A 19,698-nucleotide genomic window follows, 5' to 3' on the forward strand; every position below is an offset into this window, starting at 1 on the left:
CTACATTGGTCAATTTGAATTAAAAAAATTCCTATCGTACACACCACGGGCCGAACGTTGGCCCTTTTTTTAAAACGTCATCACATCGTATTCCTTTAAGTTACATTTGACAACGATGACACCAAAGCGACTTGTTTCATAACAATCAATCCAAGCCGCGTACAGCCGTTCAAGCAATCGCTCATTCGGCCAACTCCCATGCTTTTTAAAAATGATTGCCACTTGCGGATCAACATGTTTTAAAAAAGACGTACGTGGATAGTCAACTAAACCGAAATGGGCAATTTTCAATATGTTTACGTCACTCAGCGGCAATTTCATAAGCTTTTGCTCCACATCGTCATCAGCATGCGCCATATATAAGAGGCGAAGTCGCCCATACTGTAGCGACATTGTTACATCTCCATGTGCAACATAAAGCGGGCTTATTTTAAAATTTGGAAAAGGCTCATATTTTTTACTCTCTTCCCATTCTTTAATTACCGTTGGTTCGTATGTTTTCATGACCCAGTCTACATTTCCAGTATATTCTCGATCATCACTCGTTAAAATGAGTTCATCAATTTCTGTCACATGAAACTGTTCAAACCATCTTTTTAATTCGCGTTCCGTATGTGGCGCACCTGTATTTAGCAACACGGTCTTTCCGCTTGCATGTTTAAACAACGTCGCTTCCCCATCACTCAATGGCAAAAAAATGATCGCCATTTCTTCCTCTTCAAGCATCATATCAATTTTTTGAATGTGCTCTTCAGGTGAGGGGTGCATTAAACTATTGACGAGCATAAAAAATAACACCCATTGCAAGCCGTCCACTCCCTTCATCTACATCTCTTATCTTTTACTGATGAAGGGAAAATTATAGCCACTCATCGACATGTTGTAAAAGTTCCGCAAGTGGAGCATGATATATACGAATGGGCGGCAACGATTGTAAAAAGTATTTGCTGTATGATGCAGTGAATAAACGTTGGTCTAAAACGAAAACGATCCCTCGATCTTCTTTTGTGCGAATGAGTCGTCCGAATCCTTGTTTAAAACGTAAAATAGCTTGCGGCAACGATAAGTCGTAAAATGGGTTGCCTCCTTTTGCGCGAATGTAATCACTTTTTGCAGCTACCACCGGGTCGTCCGGTGGGGCGAATGGCAGTCGAACGATGACAACGCACGTCACTTCATCCCCTGGAAAGTCCACTCCCTCCCAAAAGCTGCTCGTACCGAATAGTACAGCTTGCTCAAACTGTTGAAAATGTCGCGTCAACTTCGCCGCATTGCTTCCGCTTACCCCTTGGGCAAGTAATACAAATGATTGCTCATCATTTTGCTTGGCGAACGCATACGTTTGTTTCAATAGCTCATACGACGTAAATAGCACGAGCATGCGCCCTTTTATACGTTCAGCGATGCAGATAATTTGTTGAGCTGCTTGCTCAGCGTACTGTTCAACCGTCGCAGTCGGAAACATCGGCAAGTCGCTCGGTACCATAAGCACAGCTTGCTTTTCATAAGAAAATGGTGACGGGATGATACGCGTGAACGGATAAAAATCGTGAAGACCGAGACGCTCAATGATAAACGAGAAACAATTGTTCGTCGTTAACGTAGCAGAAGTTAAAACAACACTTCTTTTACGAGCAAATAATTGATCAGCAAAAAAATGAGCTAAATCGATCGGCTGTGAAATGACTGTAACAGCATTGATGGCAGCCTTTGTATCCATTTCTAACCAACGAACAATATGATCGTCATCGCTCGTTAATAAATGTTGTAGCGTCGATAACACATCTATAAACGTCGTAAAAGGTTTCATATCTTCCCGCGGTACATCTTCTTTCATCTGTGCCAATTGCCGTACATCGTTCATGATGCGCATAAGCAATTCGATTATCGCGCTCCATTCTCTTCCATATTCTTTCCAAGGAATGAAACGATAGCGAATGCGTCCATCCCCTTTTTGTCGACGCAACACATAATGGCGAAGAGACTGAAACAGTTGATTCAGTTCATACTCCATATCCGCCAAAAGCGAGCGGAGTGCACCCATCTGATGCATGATAGCCGTGTCGTTCATCCGCGTCCACAATAAACGAACATACTCATATGAAACGTGCCTGCCAAAAAAATGGGCTGCGACATCTTCTAAATGATGAGCCTCATCAATAATAAGCTGTTCATATGGGGGGAGAAATGTGTCGTCCGCTGTTAAATCATGCATAACGAATGAATGATTTGTAATGATCAGATGAGCGTGTTTCGCCCTTTCTTTCGCACGTATAAAAAAATCGTGCTCCTCGTTTGTTTCATCGCTATGCACATCTTCCCAAAATAGCGCACCTCCCGCCGTCAAGTTCAGTTCGTCTACATCTCCTGTTTCTGTTTCTGTCAGCCAAACGAGCAGCTGACATTTTGTTAGGGCGATATCATAGTTTGTGTCTACGTGTTTTAACGTACGGGCAAATTTCCGTACGCTAATATAGTTTCGTTTCCCTTTCAAAACAGCAGTTGTGAATGAAAAAGGTACGAGCCGTGCCATGCGCGGCAATTCCTTTTCTATCATTTGCTTTTGCAACTGCAACGTATGCGTGCTGACAACAATTGGTTTCTCATGTTGCACAGCATAAAACGCAGCAGGGAGTAAATACGCCATCGTTTTTCCAATACCTGTTCCCGCTTCAATTAACGCATGTTGACACGTTTGAAACGCATCGTTGACATCGCTCATCATTTGTTGTTGCCCTTGGCGATATTCAAACGGCGAAACAAATGGACGGGACGCAAGCCATTGTGAAAAAGACGGAACATGTTCAGGGCGATCGTCTCGTTTCGGTGAAAGCCACCTTTTTATAGCAATTCCTTCATATTCAACAACGGATTCGTCCGTTTGAAGCGACCGTTCTTTTTTCGCAATGACTCGATCAAAAAGAGCGGTCAACTCACTTTTTAACGGTCGACTATGTCGCCGCAGTTGTTTTAACGTGACGAGCGGTAAATGAGATAACTTGCGCAGCAAAAATAAAAAAAGTTGAGCGGTCGCTTCAGCATCGTAATCTGCTTGATGCGGGCGATCATGTGTTAGCGACAACGCTTCAGCTAAGTGACCGAGCTTATAGCTTGGTTGGGTTGGCATAAGAAAGCGAGCTAGTTCAACCGTATCTAAAAGACGACACGTCGGTGGCTGTATTCCGCTACGAATAAATTCCTCCTGTAAAAAAGCCCAGTCAAAATGAACGTTATGTGCAACAAAATAGGCCCCTTCCCATTTGTTCACAAGCATTGGCGCGATATGATGAAATGGGGGAGCATCGTGCACCATCGTATGATCAATACCCGTTAACTGTTGAATGAACGGCGGGATATCCCGCTCTGGCTGAACGAATGTTGAAAAGCGTTCGCAAACTTTGTCGTCTTCGATGACGACAAAACCGATTTGAATGATGCGATCTTCTTTTTTCGGTGCGTTTCCTGTCGTTTCAATATCGACGACGACAAAGCGATCGTTCATCTTTTTCCACCTCACATCTGTACAACACGTTGAATGACAAACAAAAAGAGGCGGCATGGCTCCCGTTATAAAACGGTCGCCGCCGGCTCTTGCACGATCAATTCTTTAATCCGATTATGCTCGTCCATAATTGCAATTTTTGGACGGTGCGAAGCTAATTTTTCTTCTGGTACGAGCACGTACGAAATAACGATAATAATATCGTCTTTTTGAACGAGACGAGCGGCTGCCCCGTTTAAACAAAATACGCCGCTTCCTCTTTCACCTGGAATAATATATGTTTCAAATCGTGCCCCATTGTTATTGTTTACAATTTGTACTTTTTCATTTGGCACCATGCCGACCGCATCTAAAATATCTTCATCGATCGTAATGCTGCCGACATAGTTTAAATTCGCTTCCGTCACGCGAGCACGATGAATTTTAGCGTTCATTAATGTGCGAAACATCATGTTTCCCCCTTATTGTACGTTCATAACGATATTATCAATCAAACGCGCATTTGTAAACCGCACAGCAAGCGCAAGGATGATCTTTCCTTGTAACGTCTCGAGTGGCTTTAACTCTGGATACGAATAAGCTTCAACGTAATCGATGACGCCGCTCGTATGTCGCTCAATATAGTCAATCATCGCTTTTCGTACCGTCTCTACATCGCGTTCCCCTGCCTCAATGGTCGCTTTCCCTTTTTGTAAAGCAGCATATAACGCAGAAGCTTCTTGTCGCTCACGGTCACTTAAATACACGTTGCGCGAGCTTTTCGCAAGTCCATCTTCCTCACGCACTGTCGGAACAGCAATAAGTTCAATCGGAAAATGAAAATCGCGGATGAGCCCATCTATGACCGCCACTTGTTGAGCATCTTTCATTCCAAAATACGCGCGATGCGGCATGACAATATGAAATAGTTTCGTCACAACGGTTGCCACCCCATCAAAATGACCAGGACGGGATTTTCCGCAAAGCACGTCGATGCGCTCATGAACACGAACCGTGACGGACGGCTCATGCGGGTACATTTCATGAACCGATGGATAAAAGATGATATCAACACCTGCTTGTTGAGCGATCGCATAATCGCGCTCAAAATCGCGCGGATAACGGTCGAAATCTTCATTCGGTCCAAATTGAAGCGGATTGACAAAAATGCTTAAAACAACGATATCGTTTTCTTGACGCGCTCGCTTTAATAACGCAACGTGACCTTCGTGCAAATAGCCCATCGTCGGCACGAAGCCGACAGTTTTTCCTTTTTGCCGTTCAGCCATTATGTGCGCTTGCATTTGTTCAATTTTTTCGATTGTAATCACGCCTATTTCCCTCCATATAGCGCAAGCCATTGTTGCTCATTCATTGTAAACGATTGTTCATCGCCCGGAAACTGACGCGTCTTGACGTCGGCAACGTATTCGGCTAACGCCTGTTGTATCGTTTGCTGAACGTTTGCATATTGTTTAACAAACTTCGGCACACGGCCAACGCCATATCCGAGCACATCATGATAAACAAGCACTTGTCCGTCCGTGCCAATCCCCGCTCCGATGCCGATCGTTGGAATCGTCAACTGCTTCGTAATCGCTTCCCCGAGCTGCTTCGGCACACATTCTAAAACGAGCGCGATTGCCCCTGCTTGTTCACACGCTTTCGCTTCTTCTAAAAGGCGCTTCGCACTTTCGGCATCTTTCCCCTGCACTTTATATCCTCCTAATACGCCGACCGATTGTGGCGTCAAGCCAAGATGTGCAACAACAGGAACTCCCATTTCTGTTAAAGCAGAAATAATTTGCAATACCGAGCCCGCTCCTTCCACTTTCACTGCATTGGCTCCCGATTGTTGCATGATCGCCTTCGCATGCGTGAGCGCATCATTGAGCGTACTGTACGACATAAATGGCATATCGGTGACGATAAACGTATTCGGTGCACCACGTCGAACAGCTTTCGTATGATGAATCATGTCTTCAACTGTTACAGGGATCGTTGAGTCGTATCCTAATACGACCATGCCGAGCGAGTCGCCGACTAAAATCATATCGACGCCTGCTGCTTCCGCAAGCTTTGCTGACGGATAGTCGTAAGCAGTCAGCATCACGATCGGTTCATGATTTTTTTTCATGTTTAAAAAATCAAGTTTTGTTTTCATATACATCCTCCTCTCATATGCAGAGGAAATGGATAAAAAAAGCCTTCTTTCTGCCAAAAAGAGAAAGAAGGACTTTTTGTTTCACTCCATCCCTCTGTCCCAGTCCGTTCAATCGGATCAAGGCAGAAACAACGATAAATTGTGTGAATATACATGGTGCAGTTCTTACAAAGATACCGCCCAATTTCAATCGCTTTCATTTTAACAAATATTTCGAAATTTTCCTACTGTTTTTTTATTTCAATGTCTGCTGAATAAATATAATGGATCGCTCCATCTTCTGCTTGTAATTTCAATGTTCCTGAATCTGTAATTCCAAGGGCGGTGCCACGAACAGCACCGTTTAACGTGCGCGCTACAATTTGTTGACCAATCGTTATGGCGTAGGCTTCCCATAATAGTTTAATCGGTAAAAATCCGTGCTGTAAATATTGCTCATATAACTGTTCTAATTTTTGCAACAATGTTTGAACGATCTTCGGACGATGAAACGTTCGTCCTGTTTCGATCGCTAGCGATGTGGCAAGCGAAGCGATATCATTTGGAAATTGTTTTTGATTCACGTTTATACCAATCCCGACGATGACTGCTCGCACTTGATCAGGATCAGCTTGCAACTCCGTTAAAATACCGACGACTTTTTTCCCATTCAGTAATATATCGTTCGGCCATTTAATATCCGGAACGATATTCGTCACTTCCTGAATAGCTTGAGCGACCGCAACAGCAACTAGAAGCGTCAACTGAGGGGCTTGTTGCGGCGGAATGGATGGACGTAAAATGACGCTCATCCAAATGCCTGTCCCTTTCGGTGAATGCCATATTCGGTTTAAACGTCCTCTCCCTGCCGTTTGCTCTTCCGCGATGACAATCGTTCCTTCTTCCGCTCCCTCATGGGCAAGTTGATGCGCAAGTTGTTGCGTAGACGGAACGCTTTCTTGATCGTACACGTTCCAACCGAATCGCTTCGTCTTCAAGCCTAGTTGCAATTCATTTGCATTGAGCTTGTCGGGCATTTGTTTCAGACGGTAACCGAGCCGGCGAACAGCTTCCACTTCAAATCCTTCTCTTCTTAAGTCTTCGATATGTTTCCAAACCGCTGTTCGAGAACAACCGAGTTGCTCGCTAATTTTTTGCCCAGACAAAAACGTATCGCCTGCTTCTGTAAATAATTTCAACAATTGTTTTCTCGTTTCTGATTGCACACCGCCCACTCCTTCAGCTTCTCTTTCTCGTTTTCCACTTCGCCACGAAGCACGGCACGCTCTATTTTCCCGATCATTTCTGCTAACCAAGGCCCCGCTTTCCGCTCAAATAAAGCAAGCAAATCGTGACCGTTAATTGCTAATTGCTTTCGCTCGCGAATCGGCAATGCTTCCCATCGTTTCAACAAATGCTGCACGTGCGGTTCATCACCATGAAGCACCGCGCGTAGACGCTCGATATGTGGAATGTATCGCCCGTACTCATACAAAGCATCCGTTGTCCAGTCATGAAGCGAATGAATACGTTCAAGCGCTTCTAAACAAATCGAAACATCACGAATCAAATGGTTCGATAATTTCCATTGTTTTAACCCTTGGCTATCGAGACGAGCGACGTATGCAAATCGCGCCCACGCCTCGATACGATGGACGGGGACGAGCGAATATGCGGCTAGTTGAGCAAGCTCCTTCTTTTTTGTCGCAAGCTCTGGCAAGTAAGAAAACAAATTCGTTTCGACTAGAAGCTCTATCGCCTTTGACATAAATGAACCGAGCAACAGTTTTTCAAACTCAACTGCGATGCGTTCAACAGCGATATGTTGCAATAAATGGCCGTACTGCACGATCGCCTGTTTTGTTTCGGCGGATAAAGAAAATCCAAGCTGGCTAACGAATCGGAGCGCCCGCATCATTCGTAAAGCATCTTCGCTAAATCGTTCGCGAGCATCGCCAACCGTTTCAATAATACGATCGTTTAACGCCTCCATTCCACCGAACGGATCGATCATGTCACCATGTTCATTCATGGCGATAGCGTTGATTGTAAAATCACGCCGCTGTAAGTCTTCATAAAGAGAACGGACAAACGTGACGTCTTTCGGCCTTCGATAGTCTTCGTACCGCCCTTCTTTTCGAAAAGTCGTCACTTCATACGACACACCGCGTTCAATGACCATGACCGTTCCGTGCGCAATGCCGACAGGAACTGTTTTTGGAAAGATGGACATAACTTCATGCGGATGAGCTGACGTGGCAATATCAATATCTCCGATCGGCCGCTTTAATAAATAGTCACGCACCGCCCCACCGACAAAATACGCTTCATGTCCGTGACGTTTTAATGTTTCGATAACGGGGAGCGCCTGGCGAAATTGTTCGTTCATCATTCATCCCCTTTAAGTTGAAAATAAATTTGTTCATATTGTGCCACAATTCGCTCAGAATAAAATTTTTCATACACCGTCTCATACGCCTTTTGTCCCATTGCTTCACGAACACTTTCATCCGTCAGTAAACGAACGACTTGATGCGCCGCACCGTCTACATCACCTAGTTCGCATAAAAAGCCGTTTTTTCCATCTTCAATGACTTCAGGAATGCCGCCGATCGCCGTTCCTACACAAGGCACGCCACAAGCCATCGCTTCAAGTAAGACGAGTCCGAAACTTTCTTTTTCTGATAGCAACAATTTTACATCGCTAATCGAATATAAGTCCGCTAAGTTTTCTTGTTTGCCTAAAAAGCGCACATGATCGCATAAATTGAGTTGTTTCACTAGACGACAGACGACCGTCATTTCTGGTCCATCGCCGACGAGAAGCAATTTTGCCCGCACTTGTTTGACAACGAGAGCAAACGCGCGAACGACATCGCATACCCGCTTCACTTTACGAAAATTCGACACGTGAATAACTACTTTTTCGTGCGGAGCGATGCCGTATTGGCGACGAAGTTCATCGTTTCGTCGTTTGCTGTATACGCGTTCATCAACAAAGTTATACACTGTTTGGATGGGCTTTTGCACGTCTAACAGCTCATATGTCTGCGACGCTAATGCATTTGACACAGCTGTGACGACATCTGACTGTTCAATGCCAAATTTAATTAAGTCGCTTAACGACGGATCGTATCCAAGAACAGTAATGTCTGTACCATGTAATGTCGTCACAATTTTCAAATGTTCACCGACCATTTGCTTCGCTAAAAAGGCGCAAAGAGCATGCGGAACAGCGTAATGTGCGTGAATGATGTCAAGATGTTCACGCTTAGCGACTTCCGCGATTTTACTAGCTAATGCCAAATCATACGGCGGGTATTGAAATACCGAATATGGGTTCACCGTTACTTCATGATAATAAATGTTTGGATACACCTTGTTCAATCGAAACGGAATGCTTGATGAAATAAAGTGTATATCATGACCACGCTCAGCAAGCATTTTCCCTAATTCCGTCGCAACGACTCCTGAGCCGCCGACCGACGGATAGCAAACAATTCCTATTTTCAGCCTCATCGTTCTTCCCCTAACAAATCGTGTGCAAGTATAAGTGGTTTTTTCGAAATAAATCCTTCCGCAAACGAAACCCCGACTTCCTTTCCGAGCAATCGCTCACGGCTTTCAACGGTTTCAATATAGCCGTTCGTCAATGGTGTGTCAACCGAATCGCTCGTTCGTTGAAACTGGCTTTCGTATGCCCGCAAGCTCGCTAGTTTCTGATCGATCGTATCGCTAATATCTACGACAAAGTGCGGGCGATGAAATCCGTTAATCATATAAAAATAAACAGCATGTACGCGGTGCGGAGGTAGCTTTCGGCCATCTTCGTATCGGCGAATAGCGGCAGAAAACAACGCTTCTTCCACTAACCTCGCGCATTGTCCGTGATCAGGATGACGATCTTCCCAATATGGGGCAAATACAATTTTCGGACGGTACGTACGAATAACCGTTACAATCGGATCAATATGCTCCTTTTGAATTACTAATCCGCGATCAGGAAGGTTTAGCTGGATGCGCGTGCGAACGCCAAGAATATTCGCTGCTCGCTTCGCTTCTTGTTGACGAGTATGTATCGTTCCGTTTGACGATAATTCCGCAAGCGTCAAATCGCATATCCCGATGTCATATCCTTGTTGGGCGTATTTCGCAATTGTTCCACCCATTCCGATTTCCACATCATCGGGATGGGCGCCAAACGCTAACATATGCATTATGCATGTCCTCGCTTCACAATATTTCGCCATGCAAAATCGCCGCGCTCTAAACCGTGTATAAGTACCTCAGCTGTTCCCATATTTGTCGCTAACGGAATGGCGTAAACGTCACAAAGACGAATGAGAGCGCTGACATCTGGTTCATGCGGTTGCGCTGTCAGTGGATCGCGGAAAAAAATAACCATGTCCATGTCGTTATTCGCAATCATCGCACCTATTTGCTGGTCACCACCGAGTGGACCGGACTGAAAACGGTGAACCGAAAGCCCTGTTGCCTCTTGAATGCGCAATCCTGTCGTTCCAGTCGCATATAACTCGTGCTCAGCCAAAACGTGTTGATAAGCAGTTACAAACTGGATCATCTCTTCTTTTTTCTTGTCGTGCGCAATTAATGCAATTTTCATTAGCAACGCCTCCCTTATTCAATTAAATGCTCTAATCCATATACGAGCGTTTCTAGTTTCATTACCGTTTCAACAGAAAAGCGAACGCCCGACATGAACGATGCGCGGTTAAACGAATCGTGGCGAATCGTCAACGTTTGGCCATCGCCGCCAAAAATGACTTCTTGATGCGCGACAAGCCCCGGCAAGCGAACGCTATGAATGCGCATACCATCATATAACGCACCGCGGGCCCCCTCGATCGTCTCTTTTTCAGCTGGATGCCCTTGCATGAATGAAGAACGGACTTGTTGAATAAGCTGAGCCGTTTTTAATGCCGTACCTGATGGGGCATCAAGCTTTTGATCGTGGTGAAGTTCAATGATTTCTGCATGTGGAAAATATTTTGCCGCCATTTGTGCAAATTTCATCATTAAAATTGCACCTATAGCAAAGTTTGGAGCAATGATCGCACCTATTTTTTTCTCTTCGGCTATTTGTGTTAACCGCGCTAAATCATCGTCTGTTAACCCTGTCGTGCCAACAACAGGACGAACGCCGTAGCGCAGCGCAACTTCCGCGTGACGTTTTCCGACTTCCGGCGTCGTTAAATCAATTAGCACATCCGCTTGCACTGTTTGCAAACATCGTTCTAAATCAATAAAAATTGGGGCTTCGATGGCAGGAAAACCGTCCAGTTCAGCTAACGTTTTTCCTTCATTCACTCGGTCAACGACGGCGACGAGGTTAAAATGTTCTGTACGATGAACGAGGGAGACAGCTTCGCGTCCCATTCGTCCACGTGGTCCTGCGATAACAATTCGAATCATTGTTCCTCTTCCTTTCTTGTCCAACGATCGCGATCTCGCGTCTGAAATTTGTGCATGACCGCATCATGCGCCTCTTGTAAGTCGATATGTAATGAATTGGCCATACATATAAGGACAAACAATAAATCTCCTAGTTCTTCTTGAATCGTTTTTTCTCGTTCCGTTTTCTTTTTCGGCTTTTCTCCGTAATAATGGTTTACTTCACGAGCTAATTCACCCAATTCTTCCGTTAAACGAGCAAGCATCGCCAATGGGCTAAAGTATCCTTCTTTAAACTGTCCAATATATGCATCGACCTCTTGTTGCATTTGCCGCATCGATTTCTCCATTGCTTTCACCTCTTACATTCATGTTAGCTAAAAGTGGGACATTTGACAAATGTTTTTGACGGACATCATAACATTCCTCTATAATAAAAAACGCAGTCATACTCAAGAGGTGAAGATAATGAAGCTAAAAAATGTCGCATTCATTTTGTTAGGTTCGGCTATTTTTGCATTCGGACTTGTCCATTTTAATATGGAAAATAAATTAGCAGAAGGCGGGTTCACAGGCATCACCCTTCTTTTGTACTTTATGTTTGGTATTGATCCTTCTATTTCCAACTTGATATTGAACGTCCCTCTCTTTTTTATTGGATGGAAATTGCTTGGACGTACGACGTTCTTTTATACGATTCTCGGAACCGTCAGTTTATCTGTATTCCTTTGGGTTTTTCAACGATACGGATTTCATATTCCGCTCAATAATGACTTAACGTTAGCTGCGTTATTTGCTGGGGTTTTTATCGGGGTGGGTCTCGGTATTATTTTTCGATACGGGGGAACAACAGGAGGCGTTGATATTATCGCCCGCCTCGTCTACAAATATAAAGGTGTCAGCATGGGGAAAACGATGTTTCTCTTTGACTCGTGCGTCATTTTTCTTTCTTTGCTCACATATTTGCCATATCGTGAAGGAATGTATACGCTTGTTGCAGTATTTGTCGGTGCGCGCGTCATCGACTTTTTGCAAGAAGGGGCATATGCAGCAAAAGGAGCAACGATTATTTCCGAAAAAAGCGATTTAATTTCGGAAAAAATTATGACAGAGATGGAGCGAGGAGTGACCATTTTAAAAGGAATTGGCTCGTATACAAAACGAGAGCGCGATGTGTTATATTGCGTTGTTGCGAAAAACGAATTATCCCGTTTAAAATCGATTATTACGTCTGTCGATCCATATGCGTTCGTTGCGATTAGCGATGTGCATGACGTACATGGTGAAGGGTTTACGCTCGATGAAAATAAACAGCCGCTACATGAATAAAAGCGTCCAACGCTGGACGCTTTTATTGTTTATCTCGCACCATTCTTCTTTCCTTTTCACCGCGGTATTTTCGCCAACCGACGTACGTTAACGTCATAATAATCATTCCACCAATTGACGTCATCACCCACCAAAGCGATGGGAGCGCTGCCTCTTTTTTTTCATCGGCGAATAATGCTTGCAAGTCTTCTTCCATTTGACGCAACTCTTTCATTCGCTCCGTTGCATGTAATTGCTGAAAGGCAGGCGCTTCTAAAAGAGAAATGTGGGCGGATACACGTTGCACATGTTCACGATCCGCGTTAATTTTCACGCTCGGTTCAATGAGTTGATATCGCTGTAAAAACTGATGAAAAGCTTGTTGAAACGATTGCTCGTCTTCTTGTTCCATCGCTTGTTTCATTTTTTCGAACGCAGACATGACAGCGAACTTCATTTCTTTCCAAAGCGGTTGATGTTTCGCCTGAACTGCATCGACCGCGAGACGAAATTGCGTCAGCTGGTTGACCCGTTGTTCCATCGGCACACTCGATGCACTTACCGCTTTTAATGCTTCTTCATGCGTAGCTGTTAACACATATATGACATCCATCGAATGAATGTCTTCACGAAATAACGTAAATTGTTGTTCGAAATATTCCAACAGTTGCTTCGCTTCTTGTAAGCGGGCATTTTTTGTTAACTGAAGCGCTTCATCAGAAATTTGATCAAGTTTGTCCCATTCATGCCCTGTTGCATATGCTGCATACGGAAATAAGTAAATGATGATAAACATCATGACGAGTCGAATGCGCATCTCCTTGTCCCTCCTTACGATCTTACTATTGAATATATGACCGCAAAAAGAGACATAGACCACGATTTATCGTCGACGGGAAAAAATGTACGCAACAGCGATGGACGAGATGCTTAACCAAAATGTAAAATATCCAATTTGTAGCGTATATTGTGATAACATTTGATATTGCGGCATCATGCCAAACACGTAATCAATTACATCGTTATGTAGCGTCCAAATCGCAGCAATGGCAACGTGAATAAAAGACATGCGGTAATGGGGAGCATACAATAACGCTTGCACAGCCATTGCCCCGTGGGACACAACAAGCATCCATCCTGCCCAACCGAGCTGTCCTGTGATAACAAATACAAGCATATTCATCACAACAGCCCAAATGCCGTATTTGACGAGCGTAACAACCGCTAACGCTTCCATTAGCGGCCAATGTGTATGACGGAGCCATGCCATTAAAACAAAAACAAAAAATAAGCTTGCTGTTGGACTATCAGGGACAAACGGAAGAAAAATCGTTGGTGTTTCCGCTAGTTGCTGTCCATACCATATATACCCGTAAATCGTACCGATGATATTGACAATGAGCAGTAGTGTAAGAAACGAGCGATGCATCAACCATTCACGTATGTATAGCATGATGTTACCTCCCGCATGTACAAAAAAGCTGACTGATGTTCAGTCAGCTTTCACAAATTATTCTGCATTTAAACCTGCGACGAACTCTGCAAGTTTTTGTAATTCTTCATCTGTTCCTTGGAAAAGACCGCCTGGCATACTTCCTACACCGTTTTTCGCAATATTAGCAACTTCTTCAGGAGATAAACCTGTGCCAACAAGCGATGGCGCAGCTGGACCGCCTTGTAAATTTTCACCGTGACATGTTAAACATGTGTTCGCTTCTAAAATCTTATACCCCTCTGCATTCGTATCAATCTCTACTTCCGCACGAATTTTTCCTTGTTCAGCTGCTGCCTCCCAGTCATGTGTAACAACTGATTCCCATGTCAAGAAAACGATTGCAGCAAGTGTAAGCAACATCATACCGACAGCAACTGGGCGCTTCGACGGACGACGCTCCGGACCGCGATCTAAAAATGGTGCAAGTAATAACGCTCCAAATGCAAGTCCAGGAATGACAATAGCTCCGATAACAGTATAAGGTCCAGATGCGAACGAATACTTCAACAGCTGGTATAGAAATAAAAAGTACCAGTCTGGAAGCGGAATATAGCTTGTATCTGTCGGATCTGCAACCCGCTCAAGCGGTGAAGGATGCGCAACAGTTAAACATAAAAAACCGATCAAAAAAACAGCACCGACCATCCATTCTTTTAATAAGAAGTTTGGCCAAAACGCCTCTGTTTTTCCGGGATATTCAGAATAGTCTTTCGGGATGTTCGGCTTACGCACAGCTGGCACGCGCGAGTCACCGACAAATTTCATTCCTTTTCCCCGATGCATAGCATTCCCTCCTTTATACTAAATTTTACAGTGGACCAGAAATTCCTTGTTTCCGAATCATTAAGAAGTGGGCTGCCATTAATCCTAATAATGCTGCTGGCAAGAAAAATACGTGAATAGCAAAGAAACGCGTTAACGTTTGAGCACCGACAATTTCAGGATGACCTGCTAACAACGTTTTAATTGCCGGACCAATGATTGGTGTTGCTTCAGCAATTTGCAATCCTACTTTTGTAGCAAAAAGAGCTTTCATGTCCCATGGTAATAAATAACCTGTGAAGCCAAGTCCCATCATGACCATGAAAATAAGAACACCAACGATCCAGTTCAATTCACGTGGTTTTTTGTAAGCACCTTGGAAAAACACGCGCAACGTATGTAAAAACATCATCACAATGACAAGGCTAGCTCCCCAGTGATGCATACCGCGCACAATTTGTCCAAATGCTACTTCGTTTTGCAAGTAATAAACAGATTCCCAAGCGTTTTTAATGTCTGGTACGTAATACATCGTTAAAAACATACCAGATAAAATTTGAATAACTGTGACGAAAAACGTTAAGCCGCCGAAGCAGTAAACAAATGCTGAAAAGTGATGCGCAGGGTTTACGTGCTCAGGCACTTCATGATCTGCGATATCGCGCCACAAAGGCGTAATATCTAAACGCTCGTCAATCCAATTATAAATCTTGTTAAGCATGTATTACGCCTCCCCTCGTGGTTTCGCTTTGCCTAAATATAACGTACCGTCTTTTATTTCGTATTCATAACGGTGCAATGGAGATGTCGGTGGCGTATTTGGTACGTTCGTTCCATCCTTCTCATATAACCCATAGTGACAAGGGCAAAAGAAACGGTTTGGATTGTTTTTATCACCGTTCCAGTTCACCGTACAGCCAAGATGGGTACAAATAGGTGATAGGGCAACGATATCCCCATTTTCATCTTTAAACACCCAAGCTGATCTTGGCTCTTCCGACTCGTACCACGCATCTTTTACTTTTACTTTAAAGTCAAAGCGCTGTGGCTCTGTCGTAATGTCTTTCACTTGGGCTACAGCAACCATATCTTGCCCAGCTTCCTCTTTTAAAATCGGATCTAAGGCGAAGCGTACCATTGGTGACAAAATGCCGGCTGCCATAAATCCGCCTACACCTGTTAGCGTGTAGTTTAAAAATTGCCGTCTTGACACGCGATGCTTTTTCTCGCTCATCGTTTTCCCCCCTCTATACGAAGTTAAGTCCATTCGGACGAATTGTTATAACACATATATAAAACTAGGACAACCTAATGATATATCATGTTTCCACCAAGGTCAATATAATGATAGTGTAAACGCTATCTAATTTTTTAACGTCCATTTTGTCACTAATGCATCCATCACTTGCTCAACTTGTTGACGCACAATTTTTTGCTTATACGATTCATCGACATGTTCAAGCGGAAGGGATGGAATATAAATGAACGTCTCGTCCGAAACATCGGCATGTGACGTAAGAAAACATATATGTTGGAACCCGAATGTTTTAAACATGTTTGTCCATTCTCGTACACGCGATTGCACTTGCTCGTGTACGAAGTATGTTAACGGCGGAAATAGCATCACCCTCCCTTTAAATTGCCGTTCCACTTCATTTGCAATAAGCGACACATGCTCGCTCATTTCAGCAAACGCTTTCATGTTTGTGCCGCCAATTGGTATACACGGAATAAGTGCAGTGTCCACGTACTCCTTTGTTTGTTCATACATATCTACATCTTTTGCTGTCCATTTCATTGAAACCACTCCTTATGTTTCCATCTTACACGAAATACGTATGTATTTTTTTGAACATTTTGTGACATTTGTATAAAAACGAAACGTTGCGACACGGAAAAGTTATCGCAACGTTTTTAGCCGCTCCGTCAGCTCGCGAAACTGTTTCTCATCTTGACGGTCGAGAGCATCATCAATGAGACGCATAATTTTTTGTCGCTGAAAGCGATGAATGGCCTCCGCTAATACGTGCTCAGCAACTTGCTCGTCTTGCTTGTTCGTTTTATTAGGCATATACGGATTTTCCTCGAGCACCGCCACGTACTGCGGTGAATGAAATGCTCCACGAAAATTAAGCTGAATGTAAATATCCTCGTCACGATTTAAACGAATATCATGAAATGATTTTTCTGCATCTGTCGTGACAACATTTTGCTTATAAAACCGAAATGGCACATCATCAACGCAATGAGTCGACATCATCATGCCGCGCGGACAATATTCAGCATGTTCTACAAAGTGCACTTTCTCCATGAGCGCATCATGGCTTAATAAATAGTTTAAAATCCAAACACATTCGCGCCGCTTCAATTGATAATTGTTTAAAAACCAGCGAACAAACTCTTTTTTCTCCCGGACAGAAACCATTCCCTTCCCCCCTTGCATCCGAATGACAACTTCATTCAAACTGCAACATCATATGGGCAACCTCTTCGTTCGTCGGATCGAGACGCAATAGTTGTTCAAATATAGCCTTCGCTCTATCTCTTCTTCCCTCCTCAAATAAAAAATAGCCAAAATCATATAAAAAGTTTGGATCTTCTTTAAAAAAAGTATATGCCTCTTCATAATGATTTAATGCCTGATCATATATCTCAAGCTTTTGTTTTGCCTTAGCGAGCTCCCATTCAAATTGCGGATCGTATTCACCTTGATCAATTGCTTGTTGAATCGCGCGAACGACATCTTCGTAACGTTCCTCGTGAAACAGTAAACTCGTTTGAACAAATAGCGCTTCTAAATAACCCGAATCAATATCCAACGCTTGTTCAATGTACTTAAGCGCTTCTTCCCGCTTTCCAAGCTTTAAAGCTATTTTTCCTGCATAAAGAAGCAATTCTTTATTCCATTCATCAATCGTTAATCCTTCTTTTGCTATTTCGTAACTTTGTTGTATATCTCCTTCTTGTTCATACGATTTTGCTAAAAATAAATAAAGTGGTACGTACTCACGATCGAGCGCTTTTAACTCACTTAATTTCGTAATTGCTGTTTTATACGCTTCCGCTTGATATGCAGTAAATCCATATTGAAATAACGTATGTGCATCGAAACGTTCTTTTAATGCTTGTTCATAATAAACCATCGCTTGTTCAAACTCACCGAGCAAGCTATATGCTTCCGCGATGCGCTGGGCGATCACTGTACCTGCTATCGTTTTTGCTTGCTTCATAACTTGCTCATAATATGGCAAGCTTTTTTGATATTGACCGGTCGTAAAATATAGCTCAGCTAGCGCAAATTGAACAAGTGGTTCATCAGGCATTTTTTCGTACGCTTTTAATAGTTTTTGCTCACTTACTTCATCCAACCCTTGCATTTGATAAAGATCTGCCATTAACAAGCATGCGCGCACGTAATACGGATCGTCTTCTTCTATATCAATCAACAACTCAAGCGCTTCTTCCTCTTTATCCATTTCTGTATATATTTCTGCTAAAAACAGTTGCAATTCACGTTCGTCTTGGTAACGTGTAAGCAACATACGAACGAGCGACTCCGCCTCTTCTAACAATCCCCACGAAAATAGTTGATCAGCTAACATATATCGTTCTTCATCGTTTCCGTTTTGCTTCACTTGTTCGGCAAGCGCTAGTGCGCGCTCTACATCGCCTTGTTCAACGAGTTGAACAATTTGATTTAATTTTTCCATGAATCTCACCCTTATCATTCATATCATCACGCTTTATCATATCATTGAACGAATAAGCATGCAAAAAAAGAAGCTGATCCTCGTTAGAATCAGCTTTGCAACATGCGAAGATGGTCGAAAAATGTCGGATATGACACTGCAATGGCTTCGGGACGTTGTAAAGTCACATTTCCTTTTGCCACACACGCTGCGATCGCTAACATCATCCCGATGCGATGGTCACCATAACTATCGACAATAACATCGTTCGCATGAAGTGGCGTTTTCCCGTGAATTATCATTCCGTCTTCCGTCGCCTCGATATGAGCGCCGAGCTTACGCAATTCGGACACGACCGTCGCAATGCGATCTGTTTCTTTTACTCTTAACTCGCTCGCATCTGTAATGACTGTCGTTCCCTCTGCTTGCGTCGCTAAAAGAGCAATGATAGGAATTTCGTCAATTAATCTCGGAATGATGTCACCACCAATACGGGTTGCCTTTAACGTCGATGTGCGAACAGTGATGTCAGCTACCGGTTCACTTTCTTCGTGGCGAACATTTTCGATGGAAACGTCTGCGCCCATGTCTTTTAACACATCAATAATACCTGTGCGCGTCGGGTTTATTCCGACATGCTTTAGCGTAATTTCGCTGTTTGGAACGATCGCGCCCGCGACTAAAAAGAAAGCGGCTGAAGAAATATCCCCTGGCACTTCTATATCGATCGCGCGAAGCGTCTGCCGTCCCGTAATGGAAACTCTCAATCCATCCACGCGCACATCTGCACCAAATGCACGCAACATTCGCTCGGTATGATCGCGCGACTGATGTGGTTCGATGACTGTCGTCGTTCCGTTCGCATGCAATCCTGCAAGCAAAATAGCCGATTTCACTTGCGCGCTTGCAACTGGCGAATGATATGTGATGGGCTGGAGTTGTCCACCACGAATCGCTAACGGTGTGTATCGTCCTTGTTCCCTTCCATCGATGTGTGCGCCCATTTGTTTTAACGGTTTTGTGACACGATCCATCGGCCGTTTAGCGATCGAATCATCCCCAATTAAACAAGCATGGAACGGACAAGCAGCTAAAATGCCTAACAATAAACGTGTCGTTGTACCTGAGTTGCCGACGTTTAATATATGTGTCGGTTCTTTGAAACCATCAATTCCTTTTCCTTCAATGATCACTTCATTTCCTTGTTGCGTAATGGCTACACCCATTTTCCGAAAACAATCGATGGTGCTTAAACAATCTTCCCCGGTTAAAAAGTTTGTCACCCGTGTCGTTCCATTCGCCAATGCTCCAAACATCACGGCACGGTGGGAAATAGACTTATCACCTGGAACAGCAATTTCTCCTCGCAATGCATGGACATTTGTTTTTAAATTCACAATTTCACCCT

22 protein-coding genes are annotated in these 19,698 nt (G+C 43.7%); 1 reads left to right on the forward strand and 21 read right to left on the reverse strand.

Annotated elements, in window-relative coordinates; all coding sequences use genetic code 11:
- Positions 1 to 69: 69 nt before the first annotated feature.
- The 12 genes from K1I44_RS00130 to K1I44_RS00185 all read right to left on the reverse strand — a co-directional run bounded on the left by K1I44_RS00130 (position 70) and on the right by K1I44_RS00185 (position 11,386).
- The gene (locus tag K1I44_RS00130; protein WP_370627948.1) at positions 70 to 816 is read right to left on the reverse strand and encodes a ComEC/Rec2 family competence protein; all 747 of its coding nucleotides are present in this window, start codon (positions 814 to 816) and stop codon (positions 70 to 72) included.
- Positions 817 to 859: 43 nt separating this feature from the next.
- Positions 860 to 3,502: an ATP-dependent DNA helicase DinG gene (gene dinG / locus K1I44_RS00135; protein ID WP_219984913.1), complete on the reverse strand. Its 2,643-nt coding sequence runs from the start codon at positions 3,500 to 3,502 to the stop codon at positions 860 to 862.
- A gap of 65 nt (positions 3,503 to 3,567) precedes the next feature.
- Positions 3,568 to 3,951, reverse strand: coding sequence for an aspartate 1-decarboxylase (panD, locus tag K1I44_RS00140; protein WP_003394601.1), 384 nt, complete (start codon positions 3,949 to 3,951; stop codon positions 3,568 to 3,570).
- 12 nt (positions 3,952 to 3,963) lie between these two features.
- Positions 3,964 to 4,812, reverse strand: a complete 849-nt coding sequence (panC, locus tag K1I44_RS00145; protein WP_219984914.1) for a pantoate--beta-alanine ligase — start codon at positions 4,810 to 4,812, stop codon at positions 3,964 to 3,966.
- Positions 4,813 to 4,814: 2 nt separating this feature from the next.
- On the reverse strand, positions 4,815 to 5,645 hold the full coding sequence (gene panB / locus K1I44_RS00150) for a 3-methyl-2-oxobutanoate hydroxymethyltransferase (protein ID WP_003394599.1): 831 nt from the start codon (positions 5,643 to 5,645) through the stop codon (positions 4,815 to 4,817).
- A gap of 224 nt (positions 5,646 to 5,869) precedes the next feature.
- Entirely contained in the window at positions 5,870 to 6,850 is a 981-nt protein-coding gene (locus tag K1I44_RS00155; protein WP_003394598.1) for a bifunctional biotin--[acetyl-CoA-carboxylase] synthetase/biotin operon repressor, read from the reverse strand.
- Positions 6,820 to 8,013, reverse strand: coding sequence for a CCA tRNA nucleotidyltransferase (locus tag K1I44_RS00160; RefSeq protein WP_219984915.1), 1,194 nt, complete (start codon positions 8,011 to 8,013; stop codon positions 6,820 to 6,822). Before K1I44_RS00160 ends, K1I44_RS00155 begins: the two co-directional genes overlap by 31 nt.
- Positions 8,013 to 9,143, reverse strand: coding sequence for an N-acetyl-alpha-D-glucosaminyl L-malate synthase BshA (gene bshA / locus K1I44_RS00165; protein WP_003394596.1), 1,131 nt, complete (start codon positions 9,141 to 9,143; stop codon positions 8,013 to 8,015). Before bshA ends, K1I44_RS00160 begins: the two co-directional genes overlap by 1 nt.
- Positions 9,140 to 9,841 (reverse strand): bacillithiol biosynthesis deacetylase BshB1, encoded by a 702-nt coding sequence (gene bshB1, locus K1I44_RS00170; RefSeq protein WP_003394595.1) that lies wholly within the window; start codon positions 9,839 to 9,841, stop codon positions 9,140 to 9,142. The genes bshA and bshB1 overlap by 4 nt, the downstream gene beginning before the upstream one ends.
- Positions 9,841 to 10,248, reverse strand: coding sequence for a methylglyoxal synthase (gene mgsA / locus K1I44_RS00175; protein ID WP_003394592.1), 408 nt, complete (start codon positions 10,246 to 10,248; stop codon positions 9,841 to 9,843). The genes bshB1 and mgsA overlap by 1 nt, the downstream gene beginning before the upstream one ends.
- Positions 10,249 to 10,262: 14 nt before the next feature.
- Complete coding sequence (gene dapB, locus K1I44_RS00180; RefSeq protein ID WP_219984916.1) at positions 10,263 to 11,057, reverse strand: 4-hydroxy-tetrahydrodipicolinate reductase; 795 nt, start codon at positions 11,055 to 11,057, stop codon at positions 10,263 to 10,265.
- Complete coding sequence (locus K1I44_RS00185; protein ID WP_003394587.1) at positions 11,054 to 11,386, reverse strand: nucleotide pyrophosphohydrolase; 333 nt, start codon at positions 11,384 to 11,386, stop codon at positions 11,054 to 11,056. The genes dapB and K1I44_RS00185 overlap by 4 nt, the downstream gene beginning before the upstream one ends.
- Positions 11,387 to 11,504: 118 nt before the next feature.
- On the opposite strand from K1I44_RS00185, the gene K1I44_RS00190 reads away from it, so the two are divergent.
- On the forward strand, positions 11,505 to 12,365 hold the full coding sequence (locus K1I44_RS00190) for a YitT family protein (protein ID WP_003394583.1): 861 nt from the start codon (positions 11,505 to 11,507) through the stop codon (positions 12,363 to 12,365).
- A 22-nt stretch (positions 12,366 to 12,387) separates the two neighbouring features.
- On the opposite strand, the gene ypjB is transcribed toward K1I44_RS00190, so the two are convergent.
- The 9 genes from ypjB to aroA all read right to left on the reverse strand — a co-directional run bounded on the left by ypjB (position 12,388) and on the right by aroA (position 19,687).
- Positions 12,388 to 13,161 (reverse strand): sporulation protein YpjB, encoded by a 774-nt coding sequence (gene ypjB / locus K1I44_RS00195; RefSeq protein ID WP_219984917.1) that lies wholly within the window; start codon positions 13,159 to 13,161, stop codon positions 12,388 to 12,390.
- A 66-nt stretch (positions 13,162 to 13,227) separates the two neighbouring features.
- Entirely contained in the window at positions 13,228 to 13,797 is a 570-nt protein-coding gene (gene lhaT / locus K1I44_RS00200) for a lipoprotein heptaprenylglyceryl N-acetyltransferase LhaT (RefSeq protein ID WP_219984918.1), read from the reverse strand.
- A 57-nt stretch (positions 13,798 to 13,854) separates the two neighbouring features.
- Positions 13,855 to 14,622 (reverse strand): menaquinol-cytochrome c reductase cytochrome b/c subunit, encoded by a 768-nt coding sequence (locus K1I44_RS00205; protein WP_219984919.1) that lies wholly within the window; start codon positions 14,620 to 14,622, stop codon positions 13,855 to 13,857.
- A gap of 25 nt (positions 14,623 to 14,647) precedes the next feature.
- Positions 14,648 to 15,322, reverse strand: a complete 675-nt coding sequence (gene qcrB, locus K1I44_RS00210) for a menaquinol-cytochrome c reductase cytochrome b subunit (RefSeq protein WP_091700349.1) — start codon at positions 15,320 to 15,322, stop codon at positions 14,648 to 14,650.
- Between the two features lie 3 nt (positions 15,323 to 15,325).
- Entirely contained in the window at positions 15,326 to 15,835 is a 510-nt protein-coding gene (locus K1I44_RS00215; RefSeq protein ID WP_219984920.1) for a Rieske (2Fe-2S) protein, read from the reverse strand.
- A 129-nt stretch (positions 15,836 to 15,964) separates the two neighbouring features.
- Positions 15,965 to 16,399: a YpiF family protein gene (locus tag K1I44_RS00220; protein WP_091700353.1), complete on the reverse strand. Its 435-nt coding sequence runs from the start codon at positions 16,397 to 16,399 to the stop codon at positions 15,965 to 15,967.
- 102 nt (positions 16,400 to 16,501) lie between these two features.
- A complete protein-coding gene (locus K1I44_RS00225; RefSeq protein WP_091700355.1) occupies positions 16,502 to 17,026 on the reverse strand; it encodes a ReoY family proteolytic degradation factor in 525 nt (174 codons plus the stop codon).
- 31 nt (positions 17,027 to 17,057) lie between these two features.
- Complete coding sequence (locus K1I44_RS00230) at positions 17,058 to 18,311, reverse strand: tetratricopeptide repeat protein (RefSeq protein WP_219984921.1); 1,254 nt, start codon at positions 18,309 to 18,311, stop codon at positions 17,058 to 17,060.
- A gap of 89 nt (positions 18,312 to 18,400) precedes the next feature.
- Positions 18,401 to 19,687, reverse strand: coding sequence for a 3-phosphoshikimate 1-carboxyvinyltransferase (gene aroA, locus K1I44_RS00235; RefSeq protein WP_219984922.1), 1,287 nt, complete (start codon positions 19,685 to 19,687; stop codon positions 18,401 to 18,403).
- Between the last annotated feature and the right edge of the window lie 11 nt (positions 19,688 to 19,698).

The sequence above is a fragment of the Anoxybacillus sp. ST4 genome (assembly GCF_019448545.1).
In the GTDB taxonomy this organism is placed as follows: domain Bacteria; phylum Bacillota; class Bacilli; order Bacillales; family Anoxybacillaceae; genus Anoxybacillus; species Anoxybacillus pushchinoensis.